Below are 19,142 nucleotides of genomic sequence, written 5' to 3' on the forward strand. Positions count from 1 at the left end.
TCACGGCAGAGCAATACCCGACCGCCGGGCCTGCAGTTCGGAGCGGATGAGTTCGAGAAGCCGCCCCACCCAGTTGCGGCCCGTCTCGCCGTGGGTGACCCAATGGTCGGAGTCGACTCCGCCGTACCCTAGCGGCGAGTCACCCGTCCCAAGCAAAACCTCCGCCAGACGGGGGTGCTGGTCGTACTTGGCACGCAGAAGGCCTGCCATGACGGCCGTGCGGGCCTGCGCCCAGTTAGCGACGCGCGGCGCCTCTTCCGCCATTTTCCTCGCGTCGTAGGGCCGCTCGGCCAGACGGATCCGCTCCCGCACCCCAGAATCGACCGTGGACAGCGCCCAGTAGGCGTGCGTCACCGACGGATAAACGACGTCTCCGACCTCGATCGGCGCCGGGTAATCGTTCTGCAGAGCATCGATTCCCACATCCTCGGGCCACCCTTTCGGAAACACACGCCCGCCAAAGTGAATCGTCCCACCCACAGGTTCCGGCGGATCGTCGGCGGGACGCTTCGAGTCATACTCCGTCCGCTCACGGTCGCGGTCGGCAAAGTACTGCAACGCCCATTCACGCATGGCTTCACTGACGACACCATCCTCGAACCAGCCTCCAACCGGGGCCTCACCGATATCGGTGCAGAGATAGACCAGCGGACGATCCTTGTTGTCCATGTCGCCCAGGGAGTAGTGGCGCCTGTGCTCAGGAATCGCCAGGTAGGCGTCCCGGAGCGCGCACCGGTCGACCTCGTCCCGCGTCTCCAGGTACCGGTCCAGCGCCGCGAGACACCGACCTATGGAGTCGGGACGCCCGTTCAGCTTCTCAATGTCGTCGGCCACCTCAGCCAGCAGCATTTCCGGAGTAAGACCGAACATAGGCTCCGCGGCCTTCCAGCGCCCCAACCCGAACGCACTGATCTCCCCACCCTCGGGAACCTCAGTAACCACCCAGCCACATTCGAGCTTCTCCCGCAGACCATCCAGATCAACCCATTCCCAACAGTGAATGGCCCCATCCGCATAAACAAGCAGATTCGTAAGATGATAAGAGAAGTTGTGAATAAAAACAGGCCGAGCAACGCCTTCAATGCGCCGACCATCCTCGACGCGATGAATACGATTCAACACAGCACTCACGCACTCCTCCAGGGCCGCCAGCCAATCAGCTGAACTTCAACCATCTCAACGTCCAATCATGCACGTACCAAGCACCCCCAGCAGACGCGGCCAGGGCAGACGCTTGGCAGCCGGGGCAGACGTTGGCGGCCAGGGCAGGCGCTCACCGCCCGGCAAATGCTTGCGGCCGGGGCAGGCGGTTGGCAGCCAGGGCAAATGCTTGGCGGCCAGGGCAGACGTTGGTGGGCGGGGCAGGGGCTCACCGCCCCGGCAAATGCTTGGTGGCCGGGGCAGGGGCTCACCGCCCGGCAAATGCTTGGTGGCCGGGGTAGGCGGTTGGCGGCCGAATCATGGTTGCGGTGGGCCGCTTGGTGGACGCGAATATTGGTTGGCCGACCCGGTCGGCGGGCCCGTACCGTACGGCCGTGCGTGATCTGCTGACTCTGCCCAAGGCCCACCTGCACGTCCATCTGGAAAGCACCGTGCGCTGGTCGACGCTCCGCGAGATCGGCAGGGCCAATCAGGTGCAGGTGCCCGACGAGGCAGGCGCGTTCGGGGACTTCGCCTCCTTCTTCGCGCAGAACGACCTCGTCCGCGCTTGCCTTCGACGGCCCGCCGACTTCCGGCGGATCGCCTACGAGTTCTGCGAGGACGAGGCCGCCGAAGGCACCCGCTACGCCGAGGTCTCCTTCACGGCCGCCGCGCACGGTGAGCGCCTCGGCGACCTCGATATGCCTCTCACGGCCGTTCTGGAAGGCCTGGAGGCCGGTCAGGAGGCCTTCGGGATCGAGTGCCGCCTCATCCTCGACCACTCCCGCCGCCGGTCCGTCGAGCGCGCCTGGCGGACCGTCGACCTGGCCCGCCGCCACGACCGCGTGGTCGCCGTTGGGCTTGCCGGCGACGAGGCCCACCCCGCGGACCCGTTCACCGAGGTCTTCGCCGCCGCCCGCGACTCCGGCCTCCACGTCGTCCACCACGCGGGCGAGGGCGAAGGCCCCGCCAGCATCCGGCAGGCGCTCGGCCCCGGCCGCACCGAGCGCCTGGGCCACGGCATCCGCGTCCTGGACGACCCCGACCTCGTGGCAGAGGTACGGGAGCGCCGCATCCCGCTCGAAGTGTGCCCGTCCTCCAACGTCGCTCTGGGCTTCGCCCCGACCCTCGAAGCCCACCCGCTGCCCCGCCTCCGCGAAGCGGGCCTGATCGTCACCCTCAACACCGATATCCCCGCCTTGATCGGCACCCCGCTCACCGCCGAGTACACACGGGTCCGCGACGCCTTCAACTATGACGATGCGATCCTCGCCGATCTGGCCCATGCGGCCGCCGACGCCTCCTTCGCCCCGTCATCGACCAAGACTCGCCTCCACACGGAGATCGACGCCTGGCTGGCCACCTCTGCCTGACATTCCCGGCCCGGCCGCACGAGAGGCCGGGGCGGTGCGTCAGAGCCTGGTCAGGTGGCCGGTGCGGATCTCACGGAGGAAGGGATCGGTGTCGTCCTGCCACTGGTGCGGCGTGCGGACCACCGGATGGACCGGGAGGCCCAGCCGGGCGGCCGCCTCCTGGGCCGCGTCGAAGGCGAGGTCGGGGCCGATCTCGCCGATCGCCAGAACCTCGACGTCGGTGGGTGGGGTGCCGGGGACGCCGTCGTAGCGCTCCGCCCACGCGCCGAACAGGTAGATCTCGCGGACCGCGGGAAACCGCCCGAACTCCTCCGCCACCACCGCGGCGGGTCCAAAGGTCAGCATCAGGAGGCGGGCGAGCGGCTCGTACAGCGGGCTGCTCGTGTCGCGCGTCACCACCCGTCCGGCCATGGTGCGGCGCAGCACGAGGAGGCCTGCCCGCGCCAGCCTCTCCACCTCGCGCATCACGGATGCCAGGTCGGTGCGGAGCATCACCGCGAGGTCGAGCATGGAGATCTCGCGGCCGGGCCCCAGCAGCAGGCGCGCGAGCAACTCGCCCTGCAGCCGCGACCGGAAGATGGGGAACTGCTCCGGCGCACGGGCCCGCACATCCCGCCGGAACGCGTCCGCCACCCGCGCCTCGCCCGCCGGCATGCGCGCCTTCCGCCGCCGAAACTCCGCCGCCGCCCCGACCGCACTCGATCGCATGTTCGAACACTATTCCTCGCCTCCGACATCTCAGGGGGTCCACTGAGATGCTCCAGGACGACGGAGAAGCCAGGCGCTAGAACCCCATTCTGTGGAAAACGCTCCGCTGCCAAGCCCTCTCCGCGGTCCCAGAAACGCCTGCGCCGCTCGACGACGCCACGTACGGGCTAGCCGTCTAGGACCGGGCGGCGAGGAGAACAGGCGGTCCACGGCCGATCGCGCCCGGTACCGCAGAGGCCACCCCGCCCGCACAGCCCCCGCGCATGCGAGAGGCCCGCGGCGGATTTCTCCGCTGCGGGCCTCTGGCGGGACGTCAGTCCTTGTTGAAGTTGACCGCGCCCTCGATGGGGGGCGGGCTGTCCGGGACGGTCGACGGCTTCGGCACGCCCTTGAAGGTGAACTTGGCGTTCTCCACCGAGTCCTTGTTCTCGGGGTCGAAGCCCTCCGTGCCGACGATCACGATCTGGCCGGGCTTGAGCTCGTTGTACAGGATCTTCTCGGACAGGCTGTCCTCGATCTCCCGCTGGATCGTGCGGCGCAGCGGCCGGGCGCCGAGGACCGGGTCGTAGCCCCGCAGGGCCAGCAGGTCCTTGGCCTCCTGCCGCAGCTCGATGCCCATGTCGCGGTCGCGCAGCCGCTCGTCCACCTTGGCGATCATCAGGTCGACGATCTGGATGATCTCCTTCGGGGTGAGCTGGTGGAACACCACCGTGTCGTCGACGCGGTTCAGGAACTCGGGGCGGAAGTGCTGCTTGAGCTCCTCCGACACCTTCGCCTTCATCCGCTCGTACGAGCCCTGCTCGTCGTTCTGGCGGGCGAAGCCCATCGAGACGCCCTTGGAGATGTCCTTGGACCCCAGGTTCGTCGTCATGATGATGACGGTGTTCTTGAAGTCCACGACGCGGCCCTGCGCGTCGGTGAGGCGGCCGTCCTCCAGGATCTGCAGGAGCGAGTTGAAGATGTCCTGGTGGGCCTTCTCGATCTCGTCGAACAGGACGACCGAGAACGGCTTGCGGCGCACCTTCTCGGTGAGCTGGCCGCCCTCCTCGTACCCGACGTAGCCGGGCGGGGAGCCGAACAGCCGCGAGACGGTGTGCTTCTCCATGAACTCGGACATGTCGAGCTGGATCAGCGCGTCCTCGTCCCCGAACAGGAACTCGGCGAGCGTCTTGGACAGCTCGGTCTTACCGACGCCGGACGGGCCGGCGAAGATGAACGAGCCGCCGGGACGCTTCGGGTCCTTCAGGCCGGCGCGGGTGCGGCGGATCGACTGGGAGAGCGCCTTGATGGCGTCCTCCTGGCCGATGACGCGCTTGTGGAGCTCGTCCTCCATGCGCAGCAGCCGGGTCGACTCCTCCTCGGTCAGCTTGAAGACCGGGATGCCGGTGGCGGTGGCGAGGACCTCGGCGATCAGCTCGTCGGTGACCTCGGCGACGACGTCCATGTCGCCGGCCTTCCACTCCTTCTCCCGCTGCGCCTTCTGGCCGAGCAGCTGCTTCTCGGAGTCGCGCAGCGCCGCGGCCTTCTCGAAGTCCTGCGCGTCGATCGCGGACTCCTTGTCGCGCCGGACGTCGGCGATCTTCTCGTCGTACTCGCGCAGGTCCGGCGGCGCGGTCATGCGGCGGATGCGCATCCGCGAGCCGGCCTCGTCGATCAGGTCGATCGCCTTGTCGGGCAGGAACCGGTCGCTGATGTAGCGGTCGGCGAGCTGCGCGGCGGCGACGAGCGCGCTGTCGGTGATCGACACGCGGTGGTGCGCCTCGTAGCGGTCCCGCAGGCCCTTGAGGATCTCGATCGTGTGGGACAGCGACGGCTCGGCGACCTGGATCGGCTGGAAGCGGCGCTCCAGCGCGGCGTCCTTCTCCAGGTGCTTGCGGTACTCGTCCAGCGTGGTCGCGCCGATGGTCTGCAGCTCGCCGCGCGCCAGCATCGGCTTGAGGATGGACGCGGCGTCGATCGCGCCCTCGGCGGCGCCCGCGCCGACGAGCGTGTGCAGCTCGTCGATGAACAGGATGATGTCGCCGCGGGTGCGGATCTCCTTCAGCACCTTCTTGAGGCGTTCCTCGAAGTCGCCGCGGTACCGGGAGCCGGCGACCAGCGCGCCGAGGTCAAGGGTGTAGAGCTGCTTGTCCTTGAGCGTCTCGGGCACCTCGCCCTTGACGATCTTCTGCGCGAGGCCCTCGACGACGGCGGTCTTGCCGACGCCGGGCTCGCCCACGAGGACGGGGTTGTTCTTGGTGCGGCGGGACAGCACCTGCATGACCCGCTCGATCTCCTTGTCCCGCCCGATGACCGGGTCGAGCTTGCCCTCCCGCGCGGCCTGCGTCAGGTTGCGGCCGAACTGGTCGAGCACAAGGGAGGTGGACGGAGCCGACTCCGAGGGACCGCCGGAGGCGGCCGGCTCCTTGCCCTGGTAGCCGTGCAGCAACTGGATGACCTGCTGGCGGACCCGGTTCAGGTCGGCGCCGAGCTTCACCAACACCTGGGCGGCGACGCCCTCACCCTCGCGGATCAGCCCGAGCAGGATGTGCTCGGTGCCGATGTAGTTGTGGCCGAGCTGCAACGCCTCGCGCAGCGACAGCTCAAGGACCTTCTTGGCACGCGGAGTGAACGGGATGTGGCCCGACGGCGCCTGCTGGCCCTGGCCGATGATCTCCTCGACCTGCTGGCGGACCGCCTCAAGGCTGATCCCCAGGCTCTCCAAGGCCTTGGCAGCGACGCCCTCACCCTCGTGGATCAGACCCAGGAGGATGTGCTCGGTGCCGATGTAGTTGTGGTTGAGCATCCTGGCCTCTTCCTGAGCCAGGACGACAACGCGCCGCGCGCGGTCGGTGAACCTCTCGAACATCTCGTCGCTCCTCACAGAGCGGTTGGGCAGAGTCCGGAACGTCCGGAACTGTCCTTCCGCATGCTAGCCCGCCCCGAGGAGGCCGCCCGGTGCACTCCCACCAGGAGACGTTCCCCAGCTATGCGCTGTTCAGTCTCATCCAACTACCGCATCGGTGCGTCATGTTCCCGCTACGCCCCAAGCGAACGGGGGGATTTTCGCAGGTAGGCCAAGGCGCGGGCCGAGAGTGCCGAATGGGGATGGTGTTTCCACCCGCGCGCCCTGTGTACCTCACCGCGGGCGCGCCGAACCGCACGCGCGCTACGCCACAAGCGAACGGCCCGTCTCACGATCGGAGACGGGCCGCGGAGGACGGGCGGGTCAGTTGGCCGCCTCGTACTGCTCGATCACGTGGGCGGGGATCCGGCCGCGCTCATTCACCTTGATGCCATTGTTCTTGGCCCAGGCACGGATCTCCGCACTGCGCTCCCGGCTGGACGCGCCCCGCTGCCGGCGGCGGCGCGAGGGCGTGCCCGCCTTACGGGACTTCTCGACGAACGGCTGCAGCGATTCCCGCAGCTTCGTCGCGTTGGCGCCACTGAGGTCGATCTCGTAGGAGGCGCCGTCGATCGAGAACGCTACGGTCTCGTCCGCCTCGCCACCGTCGAGGTCGTCGACGAGAAGCACCTGAACCTTCTGTGCCATGGGGACAGACCTTTCGGCTGGAGCAAACTTCAATCGGTTGACAAAGATATACCGAGAACTTCGCCGATGACAATTCCAACACTCACGATGAACCGGCGCGGACGCGAAGTCGCCGTACCGGCCATGAACCGGCACTGGCGGCGAAGTCGCGTTGCCACGCACCGGCCGTAATCAGGGTCGTCGTTTCCGGTGCGGGCCGGACGGCGGGCGGGCCGCTCCGGCGGGCCCGGCCCCAAGAATTCCCGGCGCGGGCGGACCGGTCCGAGGTTTTGGGACGTGACCCGCGTCACGGCTCGCCGCGCTGACCTGGGCGGTCGTTCGCGGATTGGCTCGGGTTTGCGGAGGGCGCCACCGCCGTTGGCGTTTAACCCTGACGTAACGGCACTAAGCACGCCACCCGGTGGTAATGCGCCGGTGGCGCGCCGTGGCTGATCAGGCTCTGACCGGCCGATGTGGAGGGATAACGAGGAACGAGCCGCCGTCGAAATCTGTTGCCATGTCGTGGTCGCGGGAAGTTGCGGACCGGGATCCACCGCGCGGAACCCGGCCTGCCGTGGTTCATCTGGAATCGGGAGATCAAGGCACAATCCCACCGCCCGTCCCACTTCTTCGACCGGGCACCAAGACCCGGCGTCGCCACACCCCGGTCCCGCTCCCCCCTCACGACGGGCATGTCACGCGAAAGGTCCGTTCAGAGTGAGACGGCGTCCCATCCGAAGTAAGTCCACTACCGCCTAACAAGCGGCACGTGGGGCGTTCCCGCAACGGTGCGCACGGCAACTTCCAAACGGAGGGAGCGTCCGGGACGAGACACATCCCGCTTCGATTCGGGTCCGTAACCGGAACGAGCCCGCGGGACGGCCGGGCAAGATCTTCCAGGCGCTTCGGAGAGGCCGTCAGAAGGCCGGGGAATCGGAGTCCGGGCGTTTCACCACGAGCGTCCCCGCGAGCCTGTCATGGACGGCCTGGCGGCGCGTGCCTTCGAACAGCATCCCCGCGTTCCCGACCCAGAAGATGCTCGCGAGCAGACCGAGAACGGGAATCGGGCGCAGCGCGATCGGCAGCGAATAGACCGCGGCACGGACAACGGCATGCATAACGTCCAGGCGCGCGCCGGCGGGCACGCTCTCCCCGGACGGGACGCCGCCTCCTTCGGCCGGGCCTTCGCCTCCCGACGAGGCCGCCGTGGGCACGAATCCGGGCACGGACGCGGGAATCAAAGGCGCCGGGCCGGGCTCCGCGTCGCCCGCACCCCCTGGCGGGCCCTGATCGGCCTCCTGGGGCGTCGCGGCGACGACTTCGATGCCGGCGACGCGCTTGCCGAGCGTCCGCCCCCAGAGGGCGAGCTGGACGGCCTCGTACACCAGCATGCATCCGGCGAGGGCGGGCGGAGCGACGGCGTCCACCGTGGGGCCGGAGACGAACGCGCGCACGACGAGGATCACGGGGACGCCGACGACGAGCGTGTCGACGACACGCGCCAGGAGGCGCTGGCCTGGCTCGGCGAGCGGGGCCGCCATCGCGGTCTTACTCCGCGTACTCGGAGTACTCGTCGTATCCGACCCGCTCATCGATGACGAGCGTGCCGGCGAAGCGGTCGTGCAGTGACTGGTGCAGGGGCTGGTCCCAGATCGCCCACAGGTAGGCCATCAGCGCACCCGCCCAGACCAGCACCATCCCGTATGCGGCGTAGTCCCACACCATCACCGCCAACACGAGGAAGAAGAAGACACCGAGCTGGTAGCCGATGTGGGTGATACCGGCCCGCCAAACCGCCTGCGTCGTCGTCAGGGGGCTACCCGCCGGACGCGCCTGGACGATTCCCAGCCCCAGGACGCGCTTTCCGAGCGTCCGTCCCCACATGGACAGTTGGACGGCCTCGTAGATGAACGGCAACAGCGACAGGACGCAGAACAGGGTGAAGATGATGGGCCAGTTCCACACACCCCCCTCGTCCTCGGTTTTACTGCCCGGCTTGCCCAGGCCGAAAGCACCGATCGTCACCGGCAGGACGAGCGCGAAGCCGAACACCGCGACGAGCGCGTTGTCCATGATCCGTGCGCCCGCGCGCCGGTAAATGGGGGCCAGCGCCAGGTCGCCGCCGCCATGGGCGCCGTACTCGTCGTAGGGGGCCTCGTAAGTCTGCTGGTCCCACTGCTGCTGGGGCTGCTGCTGCCACTGCTGTTGCTGCGGCTGTTGCCACTGCTGCTGGGGTTGCTGCCGCTGGGGACTCTGGTACGGGGGCGGGGGGCCGTACGAACCCTGGCCCTGCTGGGGCCGGTAAGGCCGCCCGCGGTGAGGGGAATCGCTCATTTGGGTCAGTCCTCCAGGCGAAGCAACATCCGGGTGTTGCCCAACGTATTCGGCTTGACCCGGTCGAGGTCCAAGAACTCTGCCACGCCATCGTCGTAGGAGCGGAGAAGTTCTTCGTACACCTCCGGCGCGACCGGAGTTCCCAGTATCTGCTCGAAGCCGTGGCGGGCAAAGAAGTCCACCTCGAAGGTAAGGCAGAACACCCTCCGGACGCCGAGTTCTCTGGCGGTCTGGAGAAGGCGCGTCACGATCCGGTGCCCGATTCCGCGTCCGCCGCATCCCTTGTCCACGGCGACCGAGCGGACCTCCGCCAGGTCCTCCCACATCACGTGCAGGGCGCCGCAGCCGATGATGCGTCCCGGTGCCCCGTGCTGGACGTCCTCGGCGACCCAGAACTCCTGTACGTCCTCGTACAGCTTGACGGTCGTCTTCTTCAGCAGGCGGCGCCCCGATCCGGCGTACAGATCGACCAGCCTGCGAATTTCCTGGACGTCGGCGGTGCGGGCCCGCCGGATCACGACTTCCACAAGCAAGCGAGATTATCCAACGCCGCGACCGGCCGCCGACCACGGGTGCCGAACCGGTGGATCCACCGGGCGCCACCTCGGCGACCTGGGATTTCGCATGTTCCGGTTGGCATCCAATGCGGGTTCCGTTAGTGTCCTTCGCTGACATCGGCCGACCGCAGAACGGAGGCCGAACCGCCGAGTCCGCGGGTCGCATCCAGCGCCCCGGGGAGCCGGGGACCCACTTTCGGAGCGTTCGGGGGATCGCCCCTGGGCTGACGCCGTCAGGGGTGAATCCGCAGTGCACGGCAGACGTCCGCGCGCTCGCGGAGGGGCTGCTCCGGCCCCAACCCGTCAGCTAACCCGGTAGGCGGATGAGGAGAGGAGAATTCGTGCAGCGATCGCGGTCTGCTTCCCTTTCGCGATTTCGCGGCCGCGCGGCCGTCGTGGCCGGCGCGCTCATCGCCGTCTCGGCCGCTCCGCACGCGATCACCCCGCAGAAGATCGCCGTAGCCCACGCCGATCCCGAGCCGTCCACCAAGGAGCTCCGGGCCAAGGCGCTCAAGCTCGCCGACCAGCTGGAGCAGCTGACCGAGCAGTACAACGGGCTTAGGGTCAAGCTCTCCCAGTCGCAGCGCGCGGCCAAGGTGGCCACCGAGAACGCCGAGCGGCAGGAGAAGTCGCTGGAGGAGCTCAGGCAGAAGGTCGGCGCCCTCGCCGCGACGAGCTACATGCAGGGCGGCTCCGACCCCACGGTCTCCTTCGTCGCCTCCCAGGACCCGCAGGCCGTCCTCGACCAGGCCGCGACCCTCCACTACTTCGCCAAGCAGGACAGCACCCAGGTGCTCGGCCTGATGCAGGCCATGCAGTCCGCCCAGCGCGCCCGCAAGTCCGCCGAGGCGCGCGCCAAGCAGGTCAAGGAGCTGCGGACGCAGCTGGAGTCGCAGCGCAAGAAGGTCACCGAGACCTACGAGAAGGTCCGCGGCAAGCTCGTCGACAAGGACCCCACCCAGCTCGCCAAGCTCCCCGTCGTCGGCACCGGCAAGGCCGCGCAGGCGCTCCGGTACGCGATGGGCAAGATCGGCCGCCCCTACGTGTGGGGCGCCGCGGGCCCGAGCACGTTCGACTGCTCCGGGCTGACGATGTGGGCCTACAAGCAGGTCGGCATCAACCTGCCGCACTACACCGGCAGCCAGTGGAACGCCGGCACTCACGTGTCGCGCGGCCAGCTGCAGGCGGGCGACCTCGTGTTCTTCTACTCCGACCTGCACCACATGGGCATGTACGTCGGCGACGGCAAGATGCTGCACGCTCCCCAGACCGGCGACGTCGTCAAGATCGCCCCCATGGCCGGACGGCCCTTCGCCGGCGGTGTCCGGGTCGCCTGACCCGGTCGCGGGCCCCCACCACCGGCGGCCGAAGGCCATCGGCACCCGAACACCGTCCGCGGCGACGCCTCCTGCAGGGACCTACCTGTCAGGGTTCCGGCGCCGCCGCCGCGGGGTCGGACGGGATTCGAACGTGCCGCCTGATTCCTTGATGACGCTGTGTTCCTTGATGACGCTGGTCGCCGATGCGCTCGCCGTCCCCAGACGAGCGCAAGGGGGTTCGGCTAGATGAGCTGCCTCCGGGCCGCCCACACCACGGCCTCGATAGGGGTGTTGACCTCCAGCCGGTCGCAGATCGTCCGCAACCGGCGCCGCAAGGTCCGTGCGCTCAACTCCAGCTTGCGTGCCGCCACATCGGCGGTGACACCGCTGGCGATCTGGGCGAGCAGCCGGATCTCTTCTTCGCTCAGCCCGAAATCGTCGGTGCCACGACGTGCGAGTGTGGCTGTTTCCACTCCGTCCTCCCTCGTCCGTGGTGATGACCGCGGGGATGCAGCCGTCCGCTGCACAGGCACGGGTTTCGATCTGTACGCGCGTTGGGTTGCCGGGTCCGGAGCCCTTCCGGACTTAGATCATCGGGTTCCTTTGCTGTCTCGCGAGCTTGGCCGGAGGTGGCCGCCTGGCCGATTGCGGGGGTGTACGGGGGAACTCCGGGTGACGATTCAGTCGTTGGCCTGCCGAGGGAGACGGGATGAGGTCGCCAGCCATCCGCACCCGCCCCTTCTCGTCGAAGTCACCGGATCTCCTGCTGAACGAAGATCGTGAATCGTTTCAAGCTACGCTTCGGCTCGGAACGCTAGGCGGCCGGATCCGGCCCGTCAAGCGTCGAACGATGGCACGATGCGCACGTTTGGCCACGGTCCGTGACCGTGCATTCGGCGCGACGCCGTGAAAAACTCCACTACCTGGGAGAACTCCCACGGAGCGGGACGAGGAGCGAGTTGCCACAGACCAGTATTCGCGAAGTCGCGAGGCGGGCTGGAGTCTCAGTTGGGACCGTTTCGAATGTCCTAAACCGGCCAGACCTCGTGGCCGAAGCTACCCGTGACCGCGTTCGCGCGGCGATCGAGGAGCTCGGATTCGTCCGGAACGAGTCCGCGCGGCGGCTCCGCCGCGGCCCGGAACGGACCGCGGGCGAGTTCCACGACCAGCCGCGCCGCGCCTTCGGCATCGTCGTCGAAGACCTCACCAACCCGTACGCGACCGACGTCGCGCGCGGCGCAGAGGCCGCGCTCAACGCGGCTGGCCACGACGCCCTCTGGCTGTCCAGCGACCATTCCGCCGCCAAGGAGCGCCGGTCGCTGGACCTCCTGGTCGAGCAGCGCGCCGCGGGCGTCCTGATCATCCCGGTCGGGATGGGTTCGGGGGACATCTCCCGGCTGCGCGCGGCCGGCATGAGCGTGGTGCTGATCGACCGCGCGTCGTCCGACACGTGCTACGCCCAGGTCGACCATGTCGCGGGCGGCGAGATCGCCGCCGCGTACCTGCTCGGCATCGGCCGCGAGCGCGTCGCGTTCGTGACCGGCGTCCCGGAGCCGCAGCCCTGCGTCGAACGCCGCGACGGCGCGGCCCGCACGATCGTCGAGGCGGGCCTGGGCAAGCCGAGAACCCTGGTCAAGGACGCCCTCAGCCCGACCGAGGGGCAGGCGGCGGCGCACCAGATCATGGCCATGTCACCGCGGCCCGACGGCGTGTTCTGCGCCAACGACCTGCTGGCCATCGGGCTGATCAACGAGCTGACCCGGCTCGGGGTCCGCGTCCCCGAGGACGTCGCCGTGATCGGCTACGACGACATCGAGCTGGCGGCGAGCGCCGCCGTCCCGCTGACCACCGTCCGCCAGCCGCGCCGCGAGCTCGGCTGGGAGGCGGCCGAGCTGGCGATGGCCGAGATCGGCGAGGGCGCGTCCCACCAGCACCGGCAGGTCGTCCAGCGGCCCGAACTCGTGATCCGGGAAAGCGCTTAGCGGATTCCACACCCCGACTCCACGCCCCGATTCCACGCCCTGTACCCGCTGCCCGTCATCGTGATCAGCGAGATGCTCGGCGTCCCCGCGGCGGACCGCGACCTGTTCAAGGGCTGGTCGGACAGCCTCGCGCGGGGCCTGGACCCCGACTTCCCGCTGCCCGCGTCCGAGATCGCCCCGCGGGACGAGGCGCGCGAGGAGTTCGCGGCGTACTTCCGGAAACTGGCCGCCGCGCGCCGGGCCGAGCCCCCGGGACGACCTCCTGAGCGCCCTTGTGAGCGTCTCTGACGGCGGAGACGCCCTTTCCGAGGAGGAACTCCTCGCGACGTGCGTCCTGCTGCTTGTGGCGGGCCATGAGACGACCGTGAACCTCATCGGGAACGGCGCCCTGGCACTGCTGCGCGACCCGGCGCAGTTGGAGCTCTTCCGTGAGCGGCCCGGGAACGTCCAGGCGGCCGTGGAGGAACTGCTGCGCTACGACCCGCCGGTCCAGCTCACGCTCCGGTCAGCCCTGGACGACGTGGAGCCGGACGGGACACTCGTGAAGCGCGGCGAGTTCGTCCTGCTGCTGACCGGCGCCGCCAACCGCGACCCGTCCGTTTTCGACGATCCGGACCGGCTCGACCTGACGCGCTACAGCGAGGGGCGCGACATACCGAAGCACCTGTCGTTCGGGCACGGCATCCACTTCTGTCTCGGTGCGCCACTGGCCCGGCTGGAGGGCCAGGTCGCGCTCGGGAAACCGTTCGAGCGCGACGTGGCCCTCACTTCCGGCGAGCTCGTCTACCGGGACAACCTCGTCCTGCGCGGGCTACGTGACGTTCCGGTCACTATTCGGGCCGGTCACTATTCGGGCTTGACCAGCGGGAACAGGATCGTCTCCCGGATCCCCTTGCCGGTGAACGCCATGATCATCCGGTCGATGCCGGCGCCCATCCCGCCGGTGGGCGGCATCGCGTACTCCAGGGCGCGCAGGAAGTCCTCGTCCAGCTGCATGGCCTCGGGGTCGCCGCCCGCGGCGAGCAGCGACTGCTCGGTGAGGCGGCGGCGCTGCTCGATCGGGTCGATCAGCTCGGAGTAGGCGGTGCCGAGCTCCGTCCCGAACCCGATGAGGTCCCACTTCTCGGTGAGGAGGGGCTCTTCCCGGTGCTGGCGGGTCAGCGGCGACGTCTCGACCGGGTAGTCCATGACGAACGTCGGCTGGACGAGGGTGTGCTCGACCAGCTCCTCGAAGATCTCCTGGACGAGCCTGCCCTGCCCCCACTTCGGGTCCCAGGAGATCTCGCGGGCGTCCGCGAGCTTGCGCACGGCCTCGATCGGCGTGTGCGGGGTGATCTCCTCGCCGAGCGCCTCCGACACCGACCCGTACAGCGTGATCCGCGGCCATTCGGGCAGCCCGAGGTCGATCTCGGCGCCGTCGTGGACGACCACCGTGGTGCCCAGCGCGGCCACGACGGCCTTCTGGTACATCCGCTGGGTCAGGTCGGCCATGTCGTTGTAGTCGAGGTACGTCCCGTAGGCCTCCAGCATCGTGAACTCCGGGTTGTGCGTGGAGTCCGCGCCCTCGTTCCGGAAGTTCCGGTTGATCTCGAAGACCTTCTCGATCCCGCCGACGACGAGCCGCTTGAGGTACAGCTCGATCGCGATGCGCAGGTAGAGGTCCATGTCGTAGGCGTTGATGTGGGTCGTGAACGGACGCGCCGCCGCACCGCCGTGGATCGGCTGCAGCATCGGCGTCTCGACTTCCAGGTAGCCCTCGTCGTGCCAGAAGTCGCGGACGGCGCGCACGGTGGCGCTGCGGATGCGCGCCATGTTCCGCGCCTCGTCGTTGACGATCAGGTCGACGTACCGCTGACGGACCCGGGCCTCCGGGTCGGTCAGCCCGGCGTGCTTCTCCGGGAGGGGCCGCAGGCACTTGGACGTGATCGCGAACCGGTCCGCCATGATCGACAGCTCGCCGCGGCGGGACGTGATGATCTCGCCCTCGACGCCGATGTGGTCGCCGAGGTCGACCTCGCGCTTCCAGAAGTCGAGCTGCTCCTGCCCGACCTTCGCCAGCGACAGCATGATCTGGAGGTCGCCGGATCCGTCCCGGATGGTGGCGAAGCAGAGCTTCCCGGTGTTGCGGATCAGCATGACGCGCCCGGTGACGCCGGCCTTCTCGCCCGTCTCGGTGCCCGGCTCCAGGTCGCCGTGTTTCTCGCGGATCTCGGCGATCGTCGCCGTGCGCGGGAAGGTCACCGGGTAGGGGTCGATCCCGCTCTCGCGGAGCCGGTCGAGCTTCTCCCGGCGCACACGCATCTGCTCCGGGAGCTCGTCGAAGGTCTCGTCACTCACATCGCAAGGCTATCCAGGCCGTCCGGTGCGCCGCGAACGACTTGCGCCCGATCGGCCGGGTGTCGCGGCGGACGTCAGGGGGTGTTGCGCTCGTAGATGAGGCGCAGGCCGATCAGGGTGAGCCACGGCTCGAACACGTCGATGCTGCGGGACTCCTCCAGCACGAGCGGGGCGAGCCCGCCGGTGGCGATGACCGTGACCTCCTCGGGCTCCTCGGCGAGCTCCTCGGACATGCGCTCGACGATGCCGTCGACCTGCCCGGCGAAGCCGAAGATGATCCCGGACTGGAGCGCCTCGACGGTGTTCTTGGCGATCACGCTGCGCGGCCGGACCAGCTCGATCTTGTGGAGCTGCGCGCCGCGCGAGGACAGCGCGTCGATCGAGATCTCGATGCCGGGGGCGATCGCGCCGCCGACGTACTCGCCCTTGGCGGAGACGGCGTCGAACGTCGTGGCGGTGCCGAAGTCGACGACGAGCGCCGGGCCGCCGTGGGTGTGGACGGCGGCGAGCGCGTTCACGATGCGGTCGGCGCCGACCTCCTTGGGGTTGTCCATCCGGACGGGGACGCCCGTCTTGACGCCCGGCTCCACGATCACCGCGGGCACGTCGCCGTAGTAGCGGCGGCACATCTCCCGCATCTCGTGCAGGACGGACGGGACCGTGGAGCACAGCGCGATGCCGCTGATGTCGGTCTCCGCCAGCAGCGGGCTCTGCTGGACGAGACCCTGCAGGACCACCGCGATCTCGTCGGCGGTCCGGCGGGGGTCGGTGTTGATCCTCCAGTGCTCGATCACCTCGTCGCCTTCGAACAGGCCGAGGACGGTCTGGGTGTTGCCGACGTCGATGGTGAGCAGCATGGCGTCCGGTCCCCGCTGGTCAGGAGAAGTCAAGGCCGATGTCGAACACGTGCGCCGAATGCGTCAGCGCGCCGACGGCAAGGTAGTCCACCCCGGTCACGGCGACGTCTCGGGCCCGCTCCAGGGTAAGGCCACCGCTGGCCTCGAACTCCGCCCGCCCCGCGCCGAGGCGCACCGCCTCGGCCATCTCGGCGTCGGTCATGTTATCCAGCAGGATGCTCGACGCGCCCACCGCGAGCGCCTCCTCGACCTGCGCGAGCGTGTCGCACTCCACCTGGACGTGCAGGGAGGGGTACACCGCGCGGATCGCCTCGTACGCCTTGGTGACGCTCCCGGCCGCCGCGACGTGGTTGTCCTTGATGAGCGCGGCGTCGTGCAGGCCCATCCTGTGGTTGACGCCGCCGCCGCACCTCACGGCGTACTTCTGCAGGGCGCGCAGGCCGGGCAGGGTCTTGCGCGTGTCGCGGACCCTGGCCTTGGTGCCTTCCATGGCGTCGGCCCACTGCCGGGTGGCCGTCGCGATCCCGGACAGGTGGGTGAGCAGGTTCAGGGCCGTCCTCTCCGCCCGCAGCAGGGCCCTGGTGGTCCCGCTGACCGAGATGAGGACCTGACCGGGGACGACCCGGTCCCCGTCCTCGACCTTCGCCTCGTACGCCACGTCCAGCGCCTCGAACACGGCGCACGCCACCGGGACGCCCGCGACGACGCCGTCCTGCCGCGCCCGGAGGTCCCCGGCCGCGGTGTCCTCCGGTGCGAAGATCGGCATGCTGGTGACGTCGACCTCGCCGTCCTCGGCCAGCGCCGTCCGGACGAGGTTGTCCACATCCTGTGGATCGAGCCCGGCGGCGCTGAGCGCCTGCGAGAGTTCCGGTGTCATGAGCGCTTTCCTTCCACAGGTTCGTAGGTGGTCGTCAGGGTGTTCCCCTCCAACCGGGTGACGAGGTGGCCGCGCCACGTCCCGTCCGCGCGCTCGGGGAAGTCCTGCCGCCAGTGGCTCCCGCGCGTCTCCTCCCGCCGCCGCGCCGCCGCCACGATCGCGGACGCGACGGTGTGCAGGTTGGTGGCCTCCCAGGCCTCCACCCCCGGTTCGGCGTGCCCGCCGCCGAGCGCGTCAAGCTCCACCGCCGCCCTCTCCAGCCCGTCGGCTCCCCGCAGCACACCCGCGTAGGAGGTCATCACGCGCTGGATCTCTTCCCGCAACCCGCCCGCGAGCAGCCCGCCCCCGGCCGGCAAGCCCTGCCCCACGAAGACTCCCTGCCCAAGGGAAACATCCTGCTCAAGGGAGACTCTCTGCCCCACCGAAACGTCCTGCTCAAGGGAGACCCCCTGCCCAACGGAAACGTGCTCAAGGGAGACGTCCGGCCCCACCGAGACCTCCCGCCCCACCGAGACGTCCCGCCCAAGGGAGACGTCCCGCTCAACGGAGACGGCGTGTGTCATGCCCGCCTCACCGTCGGCCACGGTCGGACGACCGGCAGGGTCGCCACCGCCGTGGAGATCCTCCACGAGGGCGTCGGCGATCCGGGCGGCGAAGACGAGCCCTTCGAGAAGGGAGTTGGACGCGAGGCGGTTGGCGCCGTGGACGCCCGTGCACGCGACCTCGCCGCAGGCGTAGAGGCCCGGGACGGACGTGCGGCCGTGCAGGTCCGTGCGGACGCCGCCGCTGGCGTAGTGCGCGGCGGGGACGACGGGGATCGGCTCCGTCACCGGGTCGATGCCGTGGTGCCTGCACGCGGCGAGGATGGTCGGGAACCGGTGCTCCCACACCGCCGCGCCGAGGTGCCGCCCGTCGAGGAGCATGCAGGACGCGCCCGTCTCGGCCATCCGGTTCATGATCCCCTTGGCGACGACGTCGCGCGGGGCGAGTTCGGCGAGTTCGTGGCGTCCGATCATGAAGCGCTCGCCGCCGTGGTCGACGAGGTGCGCCCCCTCCCCGCGCACGGCCTCGGAGATCAGCGGCTGCTGCCCCGTCGCGCCGCGGCCGAGCCACAGCACCGTCGGGTGGAACTGGACGAACTCCAGGTCGGTCGCCTCGGCCCCGGCGCGGAGCGCGAGCGCGACACCGTCGCCGGTCGACACCTCCGGGTTCGTCGTCGCGGAGAACACCTGCCCGAGCCCGCCGGTCGCGAGCACCACGGCACGGGACCGGACGGCGCCGACACCACCCGGCTGCCCCTCGCCCATGACGTGCAGGGTGACGCCGGCCGCGCGACCGGCGGCGTCCTTCAGCAGGTCGAGGACCAGCGCGTGCTCGATCACTTCGACGCCGGAGTCCTTGAGCGCGGCGAGGAGGGCCCGGCTGATCTCGGCCCCGGTCGCGTCCCCGCCGGCGTGCGCGATGCGTCGCCGGTGGTGGCCGCCCTCCCGGGTCAGCGCGAGGTCGCCGCCGGAGCGGTCGAACGCGGTGCCGAGCTCGATCAGCCCGCGGACCGCGTCCGGGCCCTCGGTGACGAGTGCCCGGACGGCGTCCTCGTCGCACAGCCCGACCCCGGCGGTCAGGGTGTCGGCCAGGTGCTCCAGCGGGGTGTCGTCCGGGTCCAGCGCGGCGGCGATCCCGCCCTGCGCCCAGCGGGTCGACCCCGCGTCCAGCAGGGCCTTGGTGACGAGCAGCACCCGCCCGTGCGGGCGGCACCGCAGCGCGGCGACCAGCCCGGCGATGCCGGACCCGATCACGACGACGTCGGTCTCTCGGGTCCAGCCGGGTGCGGGGGCGTGGAGAACGGAAGGGATCACGAGCCCTCCTCCGGGGTCGGTTCTCGTCATTATGACCCTAACCCCGAACCGCGCCCGCGCCCGCCCCCCTCTAACCGCCAGAACACCCGCCGACGCGCACCCCCGCACACCACTGCGCTGGGACCTAACCCCTCCCCGAAGGCACGCACCTAACGTTCACCAGCGACGGCCAGCACACCCCAGGACGCCAGGCGGTCTTGCAAAGGACACCGCACAGAGAACCAACCCCCTCCCCGAAGGGAGGCACCCAGCGTTCACCAGCGACGGCCAGCACACCCCAGGACGCCAGGC

16 protein-coding genes, 1 pseudogene and 1 riboswitch are annotated in these 19,142 nt (G+C 69.5%); of the genes and pseudogenes, 5 read left to right on the forward strand and 12 right to left on the reverse strand.

Annotated features, from left to right (window positions below; all coding sequences use genetic code 11):
- Positions 1 to 1,131 carry an NADAR family protein gene (locus tag BM339_RS13715; protein ID WP_218163635.1) on the reverse strand — a complete coding sequence of 377 codons (1,131 nt, stop codon included), beginning with the start codon at positions 1,129 to 1,131 and terminating at the stop codon, positions 1 to 3.
- 404 nt (positions 1,132 to 1,535) lie between these two features.
- Here BM339_RS13715 and add point away from each other — a divergent pair, with 404 nt between their 5' ends.
- Positions 1,536 to 2,513, forward strand: a complete 978-nt coding sequence (gene add / locus BM339_RS13720; protein WP_021591717.1) for an adenosine deaminase — start codon at positions 1,536 to 1,538, stop codon at positions 2,511 to 2,513.
- 39 nt (positions 2,514 to 2,552) lie between these two features.
- Here the strand turns inward: add and BM339_RS13725 are convergent, their stop codons facing one another.
- From BM339_RS13725 to BM339_RS13750, 6 genes are all read right to left on the reverse strand, one after another.
- The gene (locus BM339_RS13725) at positions 2,553 to 3,221 is read right to left on the reverse strand and encodes an ArsR family transcriptional regulator (protein ID WP_143118397.1); all 669 of its coding nucleotides are present in this window, start codon (positions 3,219 to 3,221) and stop codon (positions 2,553 to 2,555) included.
- A 313-nt stretch (positions 3,222 to 3,534) separates the two neighbouring features.
- On the reverse strand, positions 3,535 to 6,069 hold the full coding sequence (locus BM339_RS13730) for an ATP-dependent Clp protease ATP-binding subunit (RefSeq protein ID WP_075021060.1): 2,535 nt from the start codon (positions 6,067 to 6,069) through the stop codon (positions 3,535 to 3,537).
- 360 nt (positions 6,070 to 6,429) lie between these two features.
- Complete coding sequence (locus BM339_RS13735) at positions 6,430 to 6,753, reverse strand: histone-like nucleoid-structuring protein Lsr2 (RefSeq protein ID WP_024936089.1); 324 nt, start codon at positions 6,751 to 6,753, stop codon at positions 6,430 to 6,432.
- Positions 6,754 to 7,649: 896 nt separating this feature from the next.
- Positions 7,650 to 8,273: an RDD family protein gene (locus tag BM339_RS51305; protein WP_021591721.1), complete on the reverse strand. Its 624-nt coding sequence runs from the start codon at positions 8,271 to 8,273 to the stop codon at positions 7,650 to 7,652.
- 7 nt (positions 8,274 to 8,280) lie between these two features.
- A complete protein-coding gene (locus BM339_RS13745) occupies positions 8,281 to 9,066 on the reverse strand; it encodes an RDD family protein (RefSeq protein WP_021591722.1) in 786 nt (261 codons plus the stop codon).
- Positions 9,067 to 9,071: 5 nt separating this feature from the next.
- Positions 9,072 to 9,593, reverse strand: coding sequence for an amino-acid N-acetyltransferase (locus tag BM339_RS13750; RefSeq protein WP_372506291.1), 522 nt, complete (start codon positions 9,591 to 9,593; stop codon positions 9,072 to 9,074).
- Between the two features lie 165 nt (positions 9,594 to 9,758).
- Positions 9,759 to 9,961, forward strand: a riboswitch (cyclic di-AMP (ydaO/yuaA leader).
- 3 nt (positions 9,962 to 9,964) lie between these two features.
- On the opposite strand from BM339_RS13750, the gene BM339_RS13755 reads away from it, so the two are divergent.
- The gene (locus BM339_RS13755; protein WP_244938772.1) at positions 9,965 to 10,960 is read left to right on the forward strand and encodes a C40 family peptidase; all 996 of its coding nucleotides are present in this window, start codon (positions 9,965 to 9,967) and stop codon (positions 10,958 to 10,960) included.
- 224 nt (positions 10,961 to 11,184) lie between these two features.
- On the opposite strand, the gene BM339_RS13760 is transcribed toward BM339_RS13755, so the two are convergent.
- Positions 11,185 to 11,415 (reverse strand): transcriptional regulator, encoded by a 231-nt coding sequence (locus tag BM339_RS13760; protein WP_021591725.1) that lies wholly within the window; start codon positions 11,413 to 11,415, stop codon positions 11,185 to 11,187.
- A gap of 486 nt (positions 11,416 to 11,901) precedes the next feature.
- On the opposite strand from BM339_RS13760, the gene BM339_RS13765 reads away from it, so the two are divergent.
- From BM339_RS13765 to BM339_RS51315, 3 genes and pseudogenes are all read left to right on the forward strand, one after another.
- Entirely contained in the window at positions 11,902 to 12,924 is a 1,023-nt protein-coding gene (locus BM339_RS13765; protein ID WP_033333168.1) for a LacI family DNA-binding transcriptional regulator, read from the forward strand.
- Positions 12,925 to 12,984: 60 nt separating this feature from the next.
- Positions 12,985 to 13,212, forward strand: coding sequence for a hypothetical protein (locus BM339_RS51310; protein ID WP_052357813.1), 228 nt, complete (start codon positions 12,985 to 12,987; stop codon positions 13,210 to 13,212).
- 169 nt (positions 13,213 to 13,381) lie between these two features.
- Positions 13,382 to 13,606, forward strand: a pseudogene (locus tag BM339_RS51315) (cytochrome P450); the annotation flags it as partial.
- A gap of 164 nt (positions 13,607 to 13,770) precedes the next feature.
- Here BM339_RS51315 and lysX read toward each other — a convergent pair.
- The 4 genes from lysX to BM339_RS51320 form a co-directional block, all read right to left on the reverse strand.
- On the reverse strand, positions 13,771 to 15,225 hold the full coding sequence (gene lysX / locus BM339_RS13780; RefSeq protein ID WP_256255365.1) for a bifunctional lysylphosphatidylglycerol synthetase/lysine--tRNA ligase LysX: 1,455 nt from the start codon (positions 15,223 to 15,225) through the stop codon (positions 13,771 to 13,773).
- Between the two features lie 110 nt (positions 15,226 to 15,335).
- On the reverse strand, positions 15,336 to 16,118 hold the full coding sequence (locus BM339_RS13785) for a type III pantothenate kinase (protein ID WP_021591730.1): 783 nt from the start codon (positions 16,116 to 16,118) through the stop codon (positions 15,336 to 15,338).
- Between the two features lie 19 nt (positions 16,119 to 16,137).
- Positions 16,138 to 16,995, reverse strand: a complete 858-nt coding sequence (gene nadC, locus BM339_RS13790; RefSeq protein WP_075021065.1) for a carboxylating nicotinate-nucleotide diphosphorylase — start codon at positions 16,993 to 16,995, stop codon at positions 16,138 to 16,140.
- Complete coding sequence (locus BM339_RS51320; protein WP_256255337.1) at positions 16,992 to 18,851, reverse strand: L-aspartate oxidase; 1,860 nt, start codon at positions 18,849 to 18,851, stop codon at positions 16,992 to 16,994. Before BM339_RS51320 ends, nadC begins: the two co-directional genes overlap by 4 nt.
- Between the last annotated feature and the right edge of the window lie 291 nt (positions 18,852 to 19,142).

Origin of the sequence: Actinomadura madurae, assembly GCF_900115095.1 — a bacterium.
Classification (GTDB): Bacteria; Actinomycetota; Actinomycetes; order Streptosporangiales; family Streptosporangiaceae; genus Spirillospora; species Spirillospora madurae.

What these genes read in the sequence shown, in the direction of transcription:
- BM339_RS13725 (WP_143118397.1), bottom strand. Translation starts at nt 3,221, where the DNA reads ATGCGATCGAGTGCGGTCGGGGCGGCGGCGGAGTTTCGGCGGCGGAAG.
- BM339_RS13730 (WP_075021060.1), bottom strand. Translation starts at nt 6,069, where the DNA reads ATGTTCGAGAGGTTCACCGACCGCGCGCGGCGCGTTGTCGTCCTGGCT.
- BM339_RS13785 (WP_021591730.1), bottom strand. Translation starts at nt 16,118, where the DNA reads ATGCTGCTCACCATCGACGTCGGCAACACCCAGACCGTCCTCGGCCTG.
- BM339_RS51305 (WP_021591721.1), bottom strand. Translation starts at nt 8,273, where the DNA reads ATGGCGGCCCCGCTCGCCGAGCCAGGCCAGCGCCTCCTGGCGCGTGTC.
- BM339_RS13735 (WP_024936089.1), bottom strand. Translation starts at nt 6,753, where the DNA reads ATGGCACAGAAGGTTCAGGTGCTTCTCGTCGACGACCTCGACGGTGGC.
- BM339_RS13745 (WP_021591722.1), bottom strand. Translation starts at nt 9,066, where the DNA reads ATGAGCGATTCCCCTCACCGCGGGCGGCCTTACCGGCCCCAGCAGGGC.
- nadC (WP_075021065.1), bottom strand. Translation starts at nt 16,995, where the DNA reads ATGACACCGGAACTCTCGCAGGCGCTCAGCGCCGCCGGGCTCGATCCA.
- lysX (WP_256255365.1), bottom strand. Translation starts at nt 15,225, where the DNA reads ATGCGTGTGCGCCGGGAGAAGCTCGACCGGCTCCGCGAGAGCGGGATC.